General features: G+C 57.2%; 16 protein-coding genes and 1 pseudogene. 13 read left to right on the top strand and 4 right to left on the bottom strand.

Going from position 1 to position 15,742, the window contains the following annotated elements; all coding sequences use genetic code 11:
* Window positions 1-40: 40 nt before the first annotated feature.
* The 9 genes from IAE27_RS23605 to corA all read left to right on the top strand — a co-directional run bounded on the left by IAE27_RS23605 (window position 41) and on the right by corA (window position 8,583).
* On the top strand, window positions 41-1,501 hold the full coding sequence (locus IAE27_RS23605) for a PLP-dependent aminotransferase family protein (RefSeq protein WP_070555253.1): 1,461 nt from the start codon (window positions 41-43) through the stop codon (window positions 1,499-1,501).
* A gap of 164 nt (window positions 1,502-1,665) precedes the next feature.
* Entirely contained in the window at window positions 1,666-1,869 is a 204-nt protein-coding gene (lptM, locus tag IAE27_RS23600) for an LPS translocon maturation chaperone LptM (protein WP_016808214.1), read from the top strand.
* 25 nt (window positions 1,870-1,894) lie between these two features.
* Window positions 1,895-2,719: a diaminopimelate epimerase gene (gene dapF, locus IAE27_RS23595; protein WP_004107680.1), complete on the top strand. Its 825-nt coding sequence runs from the start codon at window positions 1,895-1,897 to the stop codon at window positions 2,717-2,719.
* Window positions 2,716-3,423: a DUF484 domain-containing protein gene (locus IAE27_RS23590; RefSeq protein WP_004107681.1), complete on the top strand. Its 708-nt coding sequence runs from the start codon at window positions 2,716-2,718 to the stop codon at window positions 3,421-3,423. Before dapF ends, IAE27_RS23590 begins: the two co-directional genes overlap by 4 nt.
* Window positions 3,420-4,322, top strand: a complete 903-nt coding sequence (gene xerC, locus IAE27_RS23585; protein ID WP_023329100.1) for a tyrosine recombinase XerC — start codon at window positions 3,420-3,422, stop codon at window positions 4,320-4,322. Before IAE27_RS23590 ends, xerC begins: the two co-directional genes overlap by 4 nt.
* Window positions 4,322-5,038, top strand: a complete 717-nt coding sequence (gene yigB / locus IAE27_RS23580) for a 5-amino-6-(5-phospho-D-ribitylamino)uracil phosphatase YigB (RefSeq protein WP_016808215.1) — start codon at window positions 4,322-4,324, stop codon at window positions 5,036-5,038. The genes xerC and yigB overlap by 1 nt, the downstream gene beginning before the upstream one ends.
* 77 nt (window positions 5,039-5,115) lie before the next feature.
* The gene (gene uvrD / locus IAE27_RS23575) at window positions 5,116-7,278 is read left to right on the top strand and encodes a DNA helicase II (protein WP_070555259.1); all 2,163 of its coding nucleotides are present in this window, start codon (window positions 5,116-5,118) and stop codon (window positions 7,276-7,278) included.
* 148 nt (window positions 7,279-7,426) lie between these two features.
* Window positions 7,427-7,483, top strand: a complete 57-nt coding sequence (gene ysgD / locus IAE27_RS30000; protein ID WP_349817343.1) for a YsgD/CorL family protein — start codon at window positions 7,427-7,429, stop codon at window positions 7,481-7,483.
* Window positions 7,484-7,632: 149 nt separating this feature from the next.
* Window positions 7,633-8,583 (top strand): magnesium/cobalt transporter CorA, encoded by a 951-nt coding sequence (gene corA, locus IAE27_RS23570; RefSeq protein WP_004107687.1) that lies wholly within the window; start codon window positions 7,633-7,635, stop codon window positions 8,581-8,583.
* Between the two features lie 41 nt (window positions 8,584-8,624).
* On the opposite strand, the gene rarD is transcribed toward corA, so the two are convergent.
* Both rarD and yigI read right to left on the bottom strand, forming a co-directional pair.
* Window positions 8,625-9,518 (bottom strand): EamA family transporter RarD, encoded by an 894-nt coding sequence (gene rarD, locus IAE27_RS23565; RefSeq protein ID WP_004107689.1) that lies wholly within the window; start codon window positions 9,516-9,518, stop codon window positions 8,625-8,627.
* A 49-nt stretch (window positions 9,519-9,567) separates the two neighbouring features.
* The gene (yigI, locus tag IAE27_RS23560; RefSeq protein WP_004097567.1) at window positions 9,568-10,032 is read right to left on the bottom strand and encodes an acyl-CoA thioesterase YigI; all 465 of its coding nucleotides are present in this window, start codon (window positions 10,030-10,032) and stop codon (window positions 9,568-9,570) included.
* Between the two features lie 155 nt (window positions 10,033-10,187).
* Between yigI and pldA the strand changes: the two genes are divergently transcribed.
* The 3 genes from pldA to rhtC all read left to right on the top strand — a co-directional run bounded on the left by pldA (window position 10,188) and on the right by rhtC (window position 13,639).
* Window positions 10,188-11,060, top strand: a complete 873-nt coding sequence (gene pldA, locus IAE27_RS23555; protein ID WP_200092888.1) for a phospholipase A — start codon at window positions 10,188-10,190, stop codon at window positions 11,058-11,060.
* A 67-nt stretch (window positions 11,061-11,127) separates the two neighbouring features.
* Window positions 11,128-12,954, top strand: coding sequence for an ATP-dependent DNA helicase RecQ (gene recQ / locus IAE27_RS23550; RefSeq protein WP_016808220.1), 1,827 nt, complete (start codon window positions 11,128-11,130; stop codon window positions 12,952-12,954).
* 61 nt (window positions 12,955-13,015) lie between these two features.
* The gene (rhtC, locus tag IAE27_RS23545; RefSeq protein ID WP_154022974.1) at window positions 13,016-13,639 is read left to right on the top strand and encodes a threonine export protein RhtC; all 624 of its coding nucleotides are present in this window, start codon (window positions 13,016-13,018) and stop codon (window positions 13,637-13,639) included.
* Window positions 13,640-13,681: 42 nt separating this feature from the next.
* Here rhtC and IAE27_RS29700 read toward each other — a convergent pair.
* Window positions 13,682-13,978 (bottom strand): annotated as a pseudogene (locus IAE27_RS29700) (ISNCY family transposase); the annotation flags it as partial.
* A 12-nt stretch (window positions 13,979-13,990) separates the two neighbouring features.
* Entirely contained in the window at window positions 13,991-14,611 is a 621-nt protein-coding gene (gene rhtB, locus IAE27_RS23535; protein ID WP_004107699.1) for a homoserine/homoserine lactone efflux protein, read from the bottom strand.
* Window positions 14,612-14,720: 109 nt separating this feature from the next.
* Between rhtB and pldB the strand changes: the two genes are divergently transcribed.
* A complete protein-coding gene (gene pldB, locus IAE27_RS23530; RefSeq protein ID WP_004107700.1) occupies window positions 14,721-15,713 on the top strand; it encodes a lysophospholipase L2 in 993 nt (330 codons plus the stop codon).
* Window positions 15,714-15,742: the final 29 nt, after the last annotated feature.

Raw genomic sequence — 15,742 nt, 5'->3', positions numbered from 1 at the left:
GTATAACAGGGCCAAAAACACACGATATTAAGGTGCCAATTTGTCGATCGCTCTGCCTTTTGATTTAACGGGAATAAAGCTGGATGCTGGCAGAAAGCGTAGCGAGCAACTCTATCGCGCGCTGAGAGAGAAGATGATGAGCACGCCCGGCCTCCACGGGGCGAAGCTGCCTGCGACGCGTGAGCTGGCACGTATGCTGGGCGTTTCTCGCAATACGGTGGTCTCGGTCTACGAGCGTTTATACGCTGACGATTTGATTGAAACCCGACAGGGTGATGGAACCTATATTCGCTACCGGGGGCAGGAAGCTGAAGAGGGCCCGGAGGTTCCGGAAATTCCAGCCCTACGCGTAGACTCACGCCTGCCGCTGACGGCAAGGTTTAACCGCCATTTTGTTCACGATGGCCCGCCGAAGGCTTTTCGCATTGGCATGCCCGCGATTGACCATTTTCCGTTTGATACCTGGTCGCGCCTGCAAAACCGCTTCTGGCGGCGGCGACCCATTGCGCAAATGGGGTACGGCGTTCCGGCGGGAGATTTACAGCTGCGCGAGCTTATCGCCAGCTACCTGCATACCTCGCGCGGGCTGAAGTGCGACCCGGCGCAGGTGATTATTACCCTGGGGGCGCAGCAGGCGATTATGTTGTGCTCCGCGCTACTGCTGCGCGCTGAACAGGATGTGATTATGGAAAATCCCTGCCACTGGGCGGCTGCGGGCGTATTTTCCTGCCTTGGTTTAAATATTAAAGCGATTAACGTTGATGATGAGGGGCTTCAGACGGCACAGTTGACGGATTATCCCGACGCCAGGATGGTCTACGTTAGCCCGTCATGCCAGTATCCCACGGGCGCCACGCTCTCACTTTCGCGGCGCATGATGCTGCTGGAGTGGGCCAGAAAGCATCAGGCGTGGATTATGGAGGATGATTACGACGGTGAGTATCGCTATGACGGCACGCCGTTAATGCCGCTCGCCGCGCTGGATAATCGCCACCGGGTTATTTATATCGGTTCGTTTTCCAAAGTGATGTATCCCGCGCTACGCCTGGGCTACATGGTAGTTCCGCAACAGCTTGTGGAACCACTGAACCTGCTGCGCACGTTGTCCACCCGCCAGCCGCCAATGAACGACCAGCAGGTGATGGCGAGCTTTATTACCGAAGGTCATTTCCAGCCCCATATTCGTCGAATGCGCAGAATCAGTAAAAGCCGCCGCGATCTGCTGCTGGCCGAGTGGAACCAGCATCTGAGCCATATTGGCGTGATGCCCGAAGTGGCCTCGGGGCTACATGCCGCGATTACGCTGGATAGCGCCGAAACGGAAAATCGGCTTGTTAGCCAGGCCCAGGCGGCAGGCGTTGAAATTACGCCGCTGAGCGCGCTGTGGATCCCCGATACGCCGGAAAGCGACCACCATTACGGTATTGTGCTTGGGTTCGCTGGCGTCATGGAAGCGGATATTGTGCAATCGATACAGGTGCTAAAAAAATGCTGGCAGTGAGCTCAGATAAATTGAATCACCAGAGTGTCACTGGCAACGCTTTTGCGCCGTAACTCTGGTGAAAAGCCGCTTTTCAGATTTCATAAAGCTGCCCTAAACGCTTGCTTTTACGTCTTCTCCTGCGATGATAGAAAGCAGTAAGAATGAATCACGGGCAACTATCCATGAAAAACGTTTTCCCAGCGCTTGCCGTTTTATTAGCGGTTCTCAGCCTTAGCGGCTGTGGTCTGAAAGGGCCGCTTTACTTCCCGCCAGCGGATAAAACGGCGCCTCCGCCGACTAAGCCGGTTGATAGCGGTATCCAGAGCTCTACGCCGGATCGTAACGATCGCGGCGATAGCGGTGGCCCGACCCAGGTGAATTACTGACAGTTCCGCGCAGCTGGAGTAGAAAATGCAGTTCTCTAAAATGCATGGCCTGGGTAACGACTTTATGGTCGTTGACGCAGTAACGCAGAATGTTTTTTTCTCACCTGAACTGATCCGTCGTCTGGCGGATCGGCATCTTGGCGTGGGTTTCGATCAGCTGCTGGTGGTGGAGCCGCCTTACGATCCGGAGCTCGACTTCCACTATCGTATCTTCAATGCCGACGGTAGCGAAGTGGCGCAATGCGGCAACGGCGCGCGCTGTTTCGCCCGCTTTGTGCGTCTGAAAGGCCTGACCAATAAACGTGATATCCGCGTCAGTACCTCGAATGGCCGTATGGTATTAAGCGTCACGGAAGACGATCTGGTGCGCGTCAATATGGGTGAGCCAAACTTCGAACCGTCCCAGGTGCCGTTCCGCGCCAACAAAGCGGAAAAGACCTATATTATGCGCGCCGCTGAACAGACAGTATTGTGCGGCGTGGTGTCGATGGGTAACCCGCACTGCGTTATCCAGGTTGATGATGTGGAAACCGCGACGGTGGAAACGCTCGGCCCGGTGATGGAAAACCACGAGCGCTTCCCGGAGCGGGCGAACATCGGCTTTATGCAGGTGATCAGCCGCTCTCATATTCGCCTGCGCGTGTATGAACGCGGTGCGGGGGAAACTCAGGCCTGCGGCAGCGGCGCCTGTGCGGCGGCGGCAGTCGGTATCCAGCAGGGATTACTGGGCGAGGAGGTCCGCGTGGAATTACCCGGCGGGCGTCTGGATATCGCCTGGAAAGGTCCGGGCCAACCGTTGTATATGACTGGCCCGGCGGCACATGTCTATGACGGATTTATTCATTTATGAAACAAGTCGGGGAAGAACAACAGGAACTTGCCAGCGAGCTAAACGATCGCGCAGTGGTGGACTATCTGTTGCAACATCCTGAATTCTTTATTCGTAATGCGGCGCTGGTGGAGCACATGTCGGTGCCGCATCCGGTGCGTGGTTCGGTCTCGCTGGTGGAGTGGCACATGGCGCGGGCGCGGAACCATATCAACGTGCTGGAAGAAAATATGACGCTGCTGATGGAGCAGGCGACGGCTAACGAAAGCCTGTTTCAGCGCCTGTTTCACCTGCAAACGCGGCTGGCGGCGGCCGATAGCCTTGACGAAATGCTGAACCGCTTTCATCGCTGGGCGCGCGAGCTGGGTCTGGCGGGCGCCACGGTGCGCCTGTTTCCCGACCGCTGGCGGCTCGGCGCGCCTTCCAAATTCACCCATCTGGCGATAAGCCGTCAGGCGTTTGAGCCTATTCGCATTCAGCGTCTTGGGCAACAGCGCCATTATCTTGGCGCTTTAAACGGTCCCGAGCTGCTGGTCGTGCTGCCGGAAGCTAAAGCCATCGGATCGGTGGCGATGTCGCTGCTGGGGGGAGACGACGCCCCCGGAGTGATGATATTCAGCAGTCGCGACCCCCAGCACTATCAGCAAGGGCAGGGAACGCAGCTATTGCAGGAAATCGCGTCGATGCTCCCGGGATTGCTGGAGCGCTGGATTGAACGCGCATGACCGACTCGCCTCTGTTTGCTCCCGTAGAACGCTTCTTACGCTATCTCGGCGTCGAGCGTCAGCTGAGCCCGATAACGCTGCTGAACTATCGCCGCCAGCTGGAAACGCTTATCGCGCTGGCGGATAGCGCCGGGCTGAAAAGATGGCAGCAGTGTGATGCCGCCCAGGTCCGTAGCCTGGCGGTGCGCAGCCGTCGTCAGGGGCTGGGGCCTGCCAGCCTGGCCTTACGTCTCTCCGCCTTACGCAGCTTCTTTGACTGGCTGGTGAGCCAGGGCGAACTGGCCGCGAATCCGGCGAAGGGGATTTCGGCGCCGAAAATACCCCGCCATCTACCGAAAAATATCGACGTCGACGACGTTAATCGGCTGCTGGATATCGATCTCAACGATCCGCTGGCGGTACGCGACAGGGCGATGCTGGAAGTGATGTACGGCGCGGGGTTGCGTCTTTCGGAGCTGGTGAATCTCGATATTAAGCACCTCGATCTGGAATCCGGCGAGGTGTGGGTGATGGGCAAAGGCAGCAAAGAGCGCCGCCTGCCGATTGGCCGCAATGCGGTGGTGTGGATTGAGCACTGGCTCGATCTGCGCGGACTGTTCGGCGCCGATGAGGACGCCCTGTTCTTATCTAAACTGGGGAAGCGAATTTCCGCGCGTAACGTGCAAAAGCGCTTTGCCGAATGGGGCATAAAGCAGGGGCTCAACAGCCACGTGCACCCGCATAAGCTGCGCCACTCCTTCGCGACCCATATGCTGGAGTCGAGCGGCGATCTGCGCGGGGTGCAGGAGCTGCTGGGCCATGCTAACCTTTCCACCACTCAAATCTATACCCATCTCGATTTTCAACACCTTGCGTCGGTGTACGATGCGGCACATCCGCGCGCCAAACGGGGGAAATGATGCGTTTTTACCGACCTCTGGGCCAGATTTCAGCATTGACGTTTGACCTGGACGATACCCTTTATGACAACCGCCCGGTGATTGACCGGACGCTGCATGAGTCGCTGAGCTTTGTGCGCAGCTACCACCCTTCTCTGAGCCAATTTGACGCCAGCGAGCTTAACCGGCTGCGCCAGACGCTGCTGGCGTCAGAGCCGGAAATTTACCACGATGTGACCGAATGGCGCCGCCGCGCGCTGGAGCTGGGGATGATCAACGCCGGGCTTTCAGCGACGCTGGCGAAAACGGGGGCCGATGAAGCGATGGCGAATTTCGCTCACTGGCGCAGCCTGATTGACGTTCCGCAGGAGACGCACGATACGCTGGCGCAGCTGGCGGAAAAGTGGCCGCTGGTGGCCATTACCAACGGCAACGCCCAGCCGGAACTCTTTGGCCTGAGCGACTACTTCCGCTTCGTGCTGCGCGCGGGCCCTGACGGACGCTCTAAGCCCTTTGCCGATATGTATCATCTCGCAGCGGAGCGGCTGGAGCTTCCTCTGGGGCAGATTCTGCACGTCGGGGACGATCTGACGACCGATGTCGCAGGCGCTATTCGCTGCGGCATGCAGGCCTGTTGGATCAAACCGCAGGGCGCAGACCTGATGCGCGCCGCCGATGGCCGCCTGCTACCGCACATCGAAATTTCACGGTTGGCATCTCTGACCTCGCTGATATAATCGTCAGTAGTTCTGTATAAATTAACAGTAGCCCGGCGAGCCAAACGTTGCCGGGCGCCTCATTTCCGGCGGTGCCAATGGACGTTTCTTACCTGCTCGACAGCCTCAATGACAAACAGCGTGAAGCCGTTGCGGCATCACGTACTAATATGCTGGTTCTGGCAGGAGCGGGCAGCGGCAAGACGCGCGTCCTGGTACACCGCATCGCCTGGCTGCTGAGCGTTGAGAACTGTTCCCCTTACTCCATCATGGCGGTGACCTTTACCAACAAAGCGGCGGCGGAAATGCGTCATCGTATTGGTCAACTGATGGGCACCACTCAGGGCGGTATGTGGGTCGGCACTTTCCATGGTCTGGCGCACCGTCTGCTGCGCGCTCATCACCTTGACGCCGGGCTGCCGCAGGACTTCCAGATCCTCGACAGCGAAGATCAGCTGCGCCTGCTTAAGCGCCTGATTAAGGCGATGAATCTCGATGAGAAGCAGTGGCCGCCGCGGCAGGCGATGTGGTACATCAACGGCCAAAAAGATGAAGGGCTGCGCCCGCATCATATTCAGAGCTACGGTAATCCGGTTGAGCAGACCTGGCAGAAGGTTTACCAGGCCTATCAGGAAGCCTGCGATCGCGCGGGGCTGGTGGACTTCGCCGAGCTGCTGCTGCGCGCCCACGAGCTGTGGCTTAACAAGCCGCATATCCTTCAGCACTACCGCGAGCGCTTTACCAATATCCTGGTGGATGAATTCCAGGATACCAACAATATTCAGTACGCGTGGATCCGACTGCTGGCGGGCGATACCGGTAAGGTAATGATCGTTGGCGATGACGATCAGTCGATTTACGGCTGGCGCGGCGCGCAGGTAGAAAACATCCAGCGCTTCCTCAACGACTTCCCCGGCGCGGAAACTATCCGTCTGGAGCAGAACTATCGCTCGACCAGCAATATCCTCAGCGCGGCGAACGCCCTGATTGAGAACAACAGCGGACGGCTGGGGAAAAAGCTGTGGACCGACGGCGCCGACGGCGAGCCGATTTCGCTCTACTGCGCGTTTAACGATCTTGATGAGGCGCGTTTTGTCGTCAATCGTATCAAAACCTGGCAGGAAAACGGCGGGGCGCTGGAGCAGTGCGCGATCTTGTATCGTAGCAACGCCCAATCGCGCGTGCTGGAAGAGGCGCTGCTGCAGGCCAGCATGCCTTATCGTATTTATGGCGGCATGCGCTTCTTCGAACGTCAGGAGATCAAAGATGCGCTCTCCTATCTGCGCCTGATTGCCAACCGTAACGACGATGCGGCGTTTGAGCGCGTGGTCAATACCCCGACGCGCGGCATTGGCGATCGCACGCTGGACGTGGTGCGTCAGACCTCGCGCGACCGGCAGCTGACGCTGTGGCAGGCCTGTCGCGAGCTGTTAAAAGAGAAAGTTCTCGCCGGGCGCGCTGCCAGCGCTCTGCAGCGTTTTATGGAACTTATTGACGCCATGGCGCAGGAGACAGCCGACATGCCGCTGCACGTGCAGACCGACCGGGTCATTAAAGATTCCGGCCTGCGCATGATGTACGAGCAGGAGAAAGGCGAGAAGGGCCAGACGCGTATCGAAAACTTAGAGGAGCTGGTGACGGCGACGCGCCAGTTTAGCTACAACGAAGAAGATGAAGATTTAATGCCGCTGCAGGCGTTCCTCTCGCATGCGGCGCTGGAAGCGGGAGAAGGGCAGGCGGACACCTGGCAGGATGCGGTACAGCTGATGACCCTGCATTCGGCGAAAGGGCTGGAGTTTCCGCAGGTATTTATCGTTGGCGTGGAAGAAGGGATGTTCCCGAGCCAGATGGCGCTTGATGAGGGCGGCCGCCTGGAGGAAGAACGCCGCCTGGCCTACGTCGGCGTAACTCGTGCCATGCAAAAACTCACGCTGACCTACGCGGAGACCCGTCGCCTGTACGGCAAAGAGGTTTATCATCGTCCCTCGCGCTTTATCGGCGAGCTGCCGGAGTCGTGCGTGGAAGAGGTGCGGCTGCGCGCCACGGTGAGCCGGCCGGTCAGCCATCAGCGCATGGGGACGCCGATGGTAGAAAACGACACCGGCTATAAGCTGGGCCAGCGCGTCCGCCATGCCAAATTCGGTGAAGGCACCATTGTGAACCTCGAAGGCAGCGGCGAACACAGTCGCCTGCAGGTTGCCTTTCAGGGGCAGGGGATCAAATGGCTGGTCGCGGCGTATGCCCGGCTGGAAACAGTGTAACAGTAAGAAAAATATCATTATTTTGTAATATTCTGCTACCTTTATACGTTAAGGAGCTTGATTTGCTCTTTAGCGTTCCGTTGCGTGTTGACGCCGTTTTTGCGCTGGCGTAACATGCGCGCACGATTACGCTAAGAGGACATTCGCCTTGGACACACCCAGTAGATGCTGGCTCAATTTCCTGCCCATCAGGAACAACTCCTAAGGCTATCCTCTTATGCTGATAGCCTTAGCGGTTGTCGGCGACCCGTTCTATTCCCGTCGCTCTGAGTCAGGCTTAATGGTCTGAAACCCAAATTGTTTCTGTGTGCCCACCGAACTGTCCGATAATTTTTTGCATTGGGAGTCCCGGTCATGCTGAGCGCATTTCAACTGGAAAACAATCGCTTAACGCGTCTGGAAGCCGACGAGATCAAGCACCTCGCCAGTTCGGTGTGGGTCGATCTGGTCGAGCCTGACGACGATGAACGAAGCCGTGTGCAAACGGAATTGGGCCAGAACCTGGCGACGCGCCCGGAGCTGGAAGACATCGAAGCGTCAGCGCGTTTCTTTGAGGATGAAGACGGTCTGCATATCCACTCATTTTTCTTTTTTGAAGATGCTGAGGATCACGCCGGTAACTCTACCGTGGCGTTTACTATCCGCGAAGGCCGTCTGTTCACCCTGCGCGAGCGGGAGCTGCCCGCTTTCCGCCTGTATCGCATGCGCGCCCGCAACCAGTCGATGGTGGACGGCAACGCCTACGAGCTGCTGCTGGATCTGTTCGAAACCAAAATCGAGCAGCTGGCGGATGAAATCGAAAACATCTACAGCGATCTGGAAAAGCTTAGCCGGGTGATTATGGAAGGTCGTCAGGGCGATGATTACGACGAGGCGCTCTCTACGCTGGCGGAACAGGAAGATATCGGCTGGAAAGTCCGCCTGTGTCTGATGGATACCCAGCGCGCGCTGAACTTCCTCGTACGCAAGGCCCGTCTGCCGGCAGGGCAGCTGGAGCAGGCGCGCGAAATCCTGCGAGATATCGAATCCCTGCTGCCGCACAATGAATCGCTGTTCCAGAAGGTCAACTTCCTGATGCAGGCGGCGATGGGCTTTATCAACATTGAGCAGAACCGCATCATCAAGATCTTCTCGGTCGTCTCCGTCGTCTTCCTGCCGCCGACCCTGGTGGCTTCCAGCTATGGCATGAACTTTGAGTTTATGCCTGAGCTGCACTGGAGCTTTGGCTATCCCGGCGCGATTGTCTTTATGATGCTCGCTGGCCTGGCGCCCTATCTGTACTTTAAGCGCAAGAACTGGCTGTAAAAAAAGGAGCTTCGGCTCCTTTTTTGCGTACCGGTCTGGCTTTATGCCCTACGCGTACGGCGTATTGTGTAAACCGCATCCATTACGAAAATCGCCAGCGCCACCCAGATAAAAGCAAAGGTCACCATCTTATCCGCGCCCGGCACCTCGCCGTAGAAGGTCACCGCCAGCAGGAACATCAGCGTTGGGCCGATATACTGGAAGAAGCCCAGCGTAGAAAGGCGCAGACGGGTCGCCGCGCCGGTAAAGCACAGCAGCGGAATAGTGGTGACCACGCCCGCCGCCATCAGCAGCAGGTTCAGCGACCACGGGTTCTGACCCATATGGCTGGTCGGGCTATCGGCTATACCAAACAGATAAATCGCGGCGACCGGCAGCAGCCAGAGCGTTTCAAACAGCATGCCGGTTTGTGCATCCACGGCGATCTTTTTACGTAGCAGACCATAAAAAGCGAAGCTGAACGCCAGGCCCAGCGCGATAATCGGCAACGAGCCAAAAGTCCAGAGCTGCACCAGAACGCCGCAGGCGGCCAGCAGCACCGCCAGCCACTGCATCCGACGAAAACGCTCCCCGAGGAAGATCATCCCCAGCAGAATATTCACCAGCGGGTTGATAAAGTAGCCCAGGCTGGCTTCCAGCATATGATGGTTATTGACCGCCCAAATAAATAGCAGCCAGTTACCGCCCACCAGCACGGCAGACAGGGCCAGCAGAAACACCTTCTTCGGCGTTTTCAGTAGCCTTTTGACCTGCGGCCACTGACGACTGATGCTGATTAGCGCGACCATAAAGAAGAAGGACCAGATCACGCGGTGAGTCAGAATTTCATCGGCGGGAACATAGTAGATAAGCTTGAAGTACGCTGGCGCGATACCCCAGATAAAATAGGCGGCCAGGGCCAGGAGAACCCCCACCCGCGTTTGTTTAGCGTCCATCGGTACAAATCCATTGCCAAAGAGAATGATGTTACTCGATTTAAGCCGATCAACCCACCATATACGTCGCCGTAGCGCTGGCGATATACACCTGCTCTTCGTTATGCAGTTCGACGCGGGCCACTGCCACCTTGTTACCGGCGCGCAGCAGGCTGCTGGTGGCGGTAAAGCGCTCCCCACGACCCGGACGCAGGTAGTCGACGCGCAGATCGATGGTGCCCATCCGCGACAGGCGCTGGCGCAGCTCTTCTTCATTGATGGTGTCGTGGCGAGTCAGGGTGCTGCCGACGCATACTAGCCCCGCCGCGACGTCCAGCGCTGAGGCAATCACTCCGCCATGTAAAATACTCTGCGCCCAGTTGCCGACCATCATTGGTTGGTTGTTGAAACTCAGCTGGGCGAACTCTTTTTCATAGCGCTCCAGCTCCAGCCCTAAGGCGCGATTAAAGGGCATGTGGTAGACGAAGATTTCTCCCACCAGCTTCAGGGCGGCGGCGGCGGTCAGTTCAGACATAACAACATTTCCATAGGTTAATGAAATGTTGATTTTATGCTTCTAAAATATTGATTTCTACTTTAAGAACGGATAACAGGTCAGAAGACGTATAAATAGGTAGAATGCTGCCTGGGTTAAACAGAAATAATAAATATCCATCCAGGAGAACAGCAATGCGTATCTCTTTGGCCTGCCTGCTGGCGCTTGTTGCGCTTCCGGCCGGCGTTCTGGCGCAGGACGCGCCGGTGAATGAACAGGTCCACGACACTCCGGCCGTTCGCGGGAGTATTATCGCCAACCTGTTACAGGACCATGATAATCCCTTCCTGCTCTATCCCTACGAGAGCAACTATCTGCTCTATACGTGGACCAGCGATCTCAATAAAGAAGCGATTCGCAGCTACGACTGGGCTGAAAACGCGCGTAAAGACGAAGTGAAGTTCCAGCTTAGCCTGGCGTTTCCATTATGGCGCGGGATTTTGGGCGAGAATTCGCTGCTGGGCGCTTCTTATACGCAAAAATCCTGGTGGCAGCTCTCCAACAGCAAAGAGTCCGCGCCGTTTCGCGAAACCAACTACGAGCCGCAGCTGTTCCTCGGGTTTGCGACCGATTACTCATTTGCCGGCTGGACGCTGCGCGACGTTGAAATGGGTTATAACCACGACTCTAACGGCCGTTCCGATCCCACTTCCCGCAGCTGGAATCGCCTCTATACCCGACTGATGGCGCAAAATGGCAACTGGCTGGTCGAGGTGAAGCCCTGGTACGTTATTGGCAGCACCGACGATAACCCGGATATCACCAAATATATGGGTTATTACCGGCTGAAAGTGGGCTACCAGCTGGGCGACGCTATTCTCAGCGCTCAGGGGCAATATAACTGGAATACCGGCTACGGCGGCGCCGAGCTTGGGGTAAGCTATCCGATCACCAAACACGTGCGCGTCTATACTCAGGTCTATAGCGGTTATGGCGAGTCGCTTATCGATTATAACTTTAATCAAACCCGCGTCGGCGTCGGGCTGATGCTCAACGATCTGTTTTAATCGTTGCACTCTGGCTCTCAGGCGCTGAAAATAGCGCCTGTTTTCTTTTCAGGCATATGGGGTCAACGTGGCGCAGGCGGAAGTATTGAATCAGGAATCGCTGGCTAAGCAGGTTTTACAAGAGACCTTCGGCTACCAGCAGTTTCGCCCTGGCCAGGAAACCATTATCGATACGGCACTGGCCGGGCGCGATTGCCTGGTGGTGATGCCGACCGGCGGCGGCAAGTCGCTGTGTTATCAGGTGCCGGCGCTGGTGCTGGGCGGTCTGACCGTCGTGGTCTCGCCGCTCATCTCCTTGATGAAGGATCAGGTCGATCAGCTGCTGGCTAACGGCGTGGCGGCGGCGTGCCTGAATTCAACCCAGAGCCGGGAGCAGCAGCAGGAGGTGATGGCCGGCTGCCGCAGCGGGCAGATCCGCCTGCTGTATATCGCCCCGGAGCGCCTGATGCTGGATAACTTCCTCGAGCATCTTACGCACTGGAATCTGTCGATGGTGGCGGTGGATGAGGCGCACTGTATTTCCCAGTGGGGCCATGATTTCCGTCCGGAATACGCTGCGTTAGGGCAGCTGCGCCAGCGGATACCGCAAATCCCGTTTATGGCGCTGACCGCCACCGCCGATGACACCACGCGTCGCGACATTGTTCGCCTGCTGGGCCTGAACGACCCGCTTATCCAGGTCAGCAGCTTCGACCGACCCAATATCCGCTACATGCTGATGGAGAAGTTTAAGCCGCTGGATCAGCTGATGCGCTACGTACAGGATCAGCGCGGCAAATCAGGCATTATCTACTGCAATAGCCGGTCGAAAGTGGAGGATACCGCCGCACGCCTGCAAAGTCGCGGCATCAGCGCGGCGGCCTATCACGCCGGCCTGGAAAATCATATCCGCGCCGACGTACAGGAGAAATTCCAGCGCGACGACCTGCAAATCGTGGTGGCCACGGTGGCCTTCGGGATGGGGATCAACAAACCGAACGTCCGTTTTGTGGTGCATTTCGATATCCCCCGCAATATTGAATCCTATTACCAGGAGACCGGCCGCGCCGGGCGCGATGGGCTGCCTGCCGAGGCGATGCTGTTTTACGATCCGGCGGATATGGCGTGGCTCAGGCGCTGCCTTGAGGAGAAACCCGCCGGGCCGCTGCAGGACATCGAACGCCATAAGCTCAACGCGATGGGGGCTTTTGCCGAAGCGCAAACCTGCCGCCGCCTGGTGTTGCTCAACTACTTTGGCGAGGGGCGCCAGGAGCCGTGCGGCAACTGCGATATCTGCCTCGACCCGCCGAAACAGTACGACGGTTTAATGGACGCGCGGAAGGCGCTGTCGACGATTTACCGCGTCAACCAGCGCTTTGGTATGGGCTATGTGGTGGAAGTGCTGCGCGGCGCCAATAACCAGCGTATTCGCGATATGGGGCATGATAAGCTGCCGGTATACGGCATTGGGCGCGAGCAGAGCCATGAGCATTGGGTTAGCGTGATCCGCCAGCTGATCCATTTAGGCCTGGTCACGCAGAATATTGCCCAGCACTCTGCGCTACAGCTTACCGAGGCCGCGCGTCCGGTTCTGCGCGGCGACGTGACGCTACAGCTTGCCGTGCCGCGTATTGTGGCGCTGAAGCCAAAAGCGATGCAGAAATCCTTTGGCGGCAATTACGATCGTAAGCTTTTTGCCAAGCTGCGCAAACTGCGTAAGGCGATTGCCGACGAAGAGAATATCCCACCCTACGTCGTGTTTAACGATGCAACACTGATTGAAATGGCTGAGCAAACGCCGCTGACGGCCGGCGAGATGCTTAGCGTCAACGGCGTCGGCACGCGTAAGCTCGAGCGTTTTGGTAAAGAGTTTATGGCCCTGATCCGCGCGCACGTGGATGGCGATGATGAGTAGTCAGCCGGACGAAAAAGTGCAAATATAGTTTTCGTCCTGACTATTTTCCTGCGAGTTAATTATGTTGACGCTTTTCTTCACCGTCGCGCTGGTGCATATCATTGCGCTGATGAGTCCTGGCCCGGACTTTTTCTTTGTTTCGCAAACCGCCGTTAGCCGCTCTCGTAAGGAGGCGATGATGGGCGTGCTGGGTATCACCTGCGGGGTAATGGTATGGGCGGGCGTAGCGCTGCTCGGCCTGAACCTGATTATCGAGAAGATGGCCTGGCTGCATACCATTATTATGGTCGGCGGCGGCCTGTATCTGTGCTGGATGGGCTTCCAGATGCTGCGTGGCGCGCTGAAAAAAGGCGAAGCGGCGGCAGCGGTAGAGCCTCAGGTTGAGCTGGCGCGCAGCGGCCGGAGCTTTCTGAAAGGGCTGCTGACTAATCTGGCGAACCCAAAAGCGATTATCTATTTCGGCTCCGTGTTCTCGCTGTTCGTCGGCGATAGCGTCACTTCTGGCGCGCGCTGGGGAATTTTTCTGCTGATCGTACTGGAGACGCTGGCCTGGTTCACGGTGGTTGCCAGCCTGTTCGCCCTGCCGGGCATGCGCCGTGGCTATCAGCGGATGGCGAAGTGGATCGACGGCATCGCCGGTACGCTATTCGCCGGCTTCGGTATTCATCTGATTATTTCACGCTAACCCTTCTGCGTCCCGCCCAGGAGGTTATGGGCGGGCCGGGTATTAATGATGGAGCTGCTGCAAATCGTCGGACGTGAGACCGGTCATTTCCATCACCGCAGTAGTATCAATGCCCCGCTCGAGCATGGCCTTTGCGACGTTAAGTAGCGCAGCGCGTTTGCCCTCTTTTATGCCTTCCTTAATGCCCTTTTGCATACCTTCCTCAAGCCACTTTTCTGCCAGAGTCATCAGTACACCTCCATGTTGCGGCACCCGCTGTGCCAGCTCATAGAATAGCGGCCGAACATCCTGCTCTTCTCCCGCCTGGGCCCTATATTTTATCAGTACGGTAATTTTTTGTTTATCTATACATCACGCGTGGCGGGCGGAGGCCAGCAGGGCGCCGACCAGCATAAACAGCGAACCAAAGACCTTATTCAGCGCCTTCATCTGTTTTGGCCCCTTGATCCATGCAGCGATACGCTGGGCCAGCGTGGCGTAGCCAATCATGACGATAATATCGACCACGATAGTGGTAACGCCAAGTACCAGATACTGCATTACCTGAGGCTGGTGCGGCACGATAAACTGCGGGAAGAGCGCGGCGAGAAATACGATGCTTTTCGGATTGGTCAGATTCACGAATACCGCGCGCTTAAAGAGTTTGCCGCGGGTCTGTGCTTTCGCAAGGGTATTCAGATCGAGAGAGCCTGCGGCTCGCCACTGCTGAATGCCGAGCCAGATAAGATAAGCGGCGCCCGCCCATTTCAGGATTTCAAAAGCTAACAGCGATCGAGAGAAGAGCGTCCCCAGGCCGACGCCGACCAGCACGATGTGAATGCCGAGCCCGGTCTGTAGCCCGGCAATAGAGGCCGCCGCGCCGCGATAGCCGTGGTTAATAGAGGTGGTCATGGTATTTATTGCCCCGGAGCCCGGCGACAGGCTGAGAATAATAGATGTTAGCAGATAGGCAAACCACCACTCGAACGTCATGAGAAACTCCCTGATTGTCTGTTTTTATGCCACAATACGCTATTGTGTAAGCATTGTGTGATGCACGACAAAAAAACGATTTTCAGCGGTTATCAGGGGTGTAAGCCCGATGTTTTTGCAGCAAAAGGACTGGGAAACACGAGAAAACGCGTTTGCGGCTTTTACCATGGGGCCACTAACCGATTTCTGGCGTCAGCGGGAAGAGGCTGAATTTACGGGCGTGGATGACGTTCCGGTGCGCTTTGTGCGCTTCTGCGCCAAAAGTCACGACCGGGTCGTGGTGATCTGTCCGGGTCGTATTGAAAGCTACGTTAAGTACGCCGAACTGGCTTACGATCTTTTCCGCAGCGGCTTTGACGTGATGATTATCGATCATCGCGGCCAGGGGCGTTCCGGGCGCATGCTTTCCGATACCCACCGCGGGCACGTCGTAAATTTCAGCGATTACGTTGACGATCTCGCCGCTTTCTGGCAACAACATGTCGTGCCGGGGCACTGGCGGAAACGGTTTATTCTTGCCCATTCCATGGGTGGCGCTATTGCGACGCTATTTTTGCAGCGCCACCACCAGCATTGCGACGCGATGGCGCTCTGCGCGCCGATGTTCGGCATTGTTATGCGCCTGCCTGACTGGATGGTGCGCCACATTCTCGATTGGGCTGAGGGCCATCAGCGCATTCGTGAAGAGTATGCCCTCGGTACCGGCCGCTGGCGGGCGCTGCCCTTTGCGGTCAACGTACTGACGCACAGCCGTCAACGCTATCGTCGCAACCTGCGTTTTTACGCCGATGAGCCGCAGCTGCGGGTCGGCGGGCCAACGTTCCATTGGGTGCGCGAGGGGATCCTTGCGGGCGAAGAGGTGCTGGCCGGCGCGGAAAAAGACGTTACGCCAACATTATTGCTCCAGGCGGAAGAAGAGCGAGTAGTCGATAACCGTATGCACGATCGCTACTGTGAACTTCGCGCCGCAGGCGGCCATCCCTGCGAAGGGAATAAGCCGTTTGTCATAGAAGGGGCATACCATGAGATCCTTTTTGAAAAGGACGCCATGCGCTCGGTCGCGCTAAACGCTATCGTCGATTTTTTTGCTCGACATACTTAATCCGGCGAAACGCTCGTCGCCCTGTTTAG

This window comes from Klebsiella sp. S69, assembly GCF_016516145.1.
In the GTDB taxonomy this organism is placed as follows: domain Bacteria; phylum Pseudomonadota; class Gammaproteobacteria; order Enterobacterales; family Enterobacteriaceae; genus Klebsiella; species Klebsiella oxytoca.
This window is presented reverse-complemented; position numbering and strand designations above follow the sequence as displayed.

Excerpts from the sequence above, each read along its gene's own strand:
- lptM (WP_016808214.1), top strand. The coding sequence starts at position 1,666 with ATGAAAAACGTTTTCCCAGCGCTTGCCGTTTTATTAGCGGTTCTCAGC.
- dapF (WP_004107680.1), top strand. The coding sequence starts at position 1,895 with ATGCAGTTCTCTAAAATGCATGGCCTGGGTAACGACTTTATGGTCGTT.
- IAE27_RS23590 (WP_004107681.1), top strand. The coding sequence starts at position 2,716 with ATGAAACAAGTCGGGGAAGAACAACAGGAACTTGCCAGCGAGCTAAAC.
- xerC (WP_023329100.1), top strand. The coding sequence starts at position 3,420 with ATGACCGACTCGCCTCTGTTTGCTCCCGTAGAACGCTTCTTACGCTAT.
- yigB (WP_016808215.1), top strand. The coding sequence starts at position 4,322 with ATGCGTTTTTACCGACCTCTGGGCCAGATTTCAGCATTGACGTTTGAC.
- uvrD (WP_070555259.1), top strand. The coding sequence starts at position 5,116 with ATGGACGTTTCTTACCTGCTCGACAGCCTCAATGACAAACAGCGTGAA.
- corA (WP_004107687.1), top strand. The coding sequence starts at position 7,633 with ATGCTGAGCGCATTTCAACTGGAAAACAATCGCTTAACGCGTCTGGAA.
- rarD (WP_004107689.1), bottom strand. The coding sequence starts at position 9,518 with ATGGACGCTAAACAAACGCGGGTGGGGGTTCTCCTGGCCCTGGCCGCC.
- yigI (WP_004097567.1), bottom strand. The coding sequence starts at position 10,032 with ATGTCTGAACTGACCGCCGCCGCCGCCCTGAAGCTGGTGGGAGAAATC.
- pldA (WP_200092888.1), top strand. The coding sequence starts at position 10,188 with ATGCGTATCTCTTTGGCCTGCCTGCTGGCGCTTGTTGCGCTTCCGGCC.
- rhtC (WP_154022974.1), top strand. The coding sequence starts at position 13,016 with ATGTTGACGCTTTTCTTCACCGTCGCGCTGGTGCATATCATTGCGCTG.
- rhtB (WP_004107699.1), bottom strand. The coding sequence starts at position 14,611 with ATGACGTTCGAGTGGTGGTTTGCCTATCTGCTAACATCTATTATTCTC.
- pldB (WP_004107700.1), top strand. The coding sequence starts at position 14,721 with ATGTTTTTGCAGCAAAAGGACTGGGAAACACGAGAAAACGCGTTTGCG.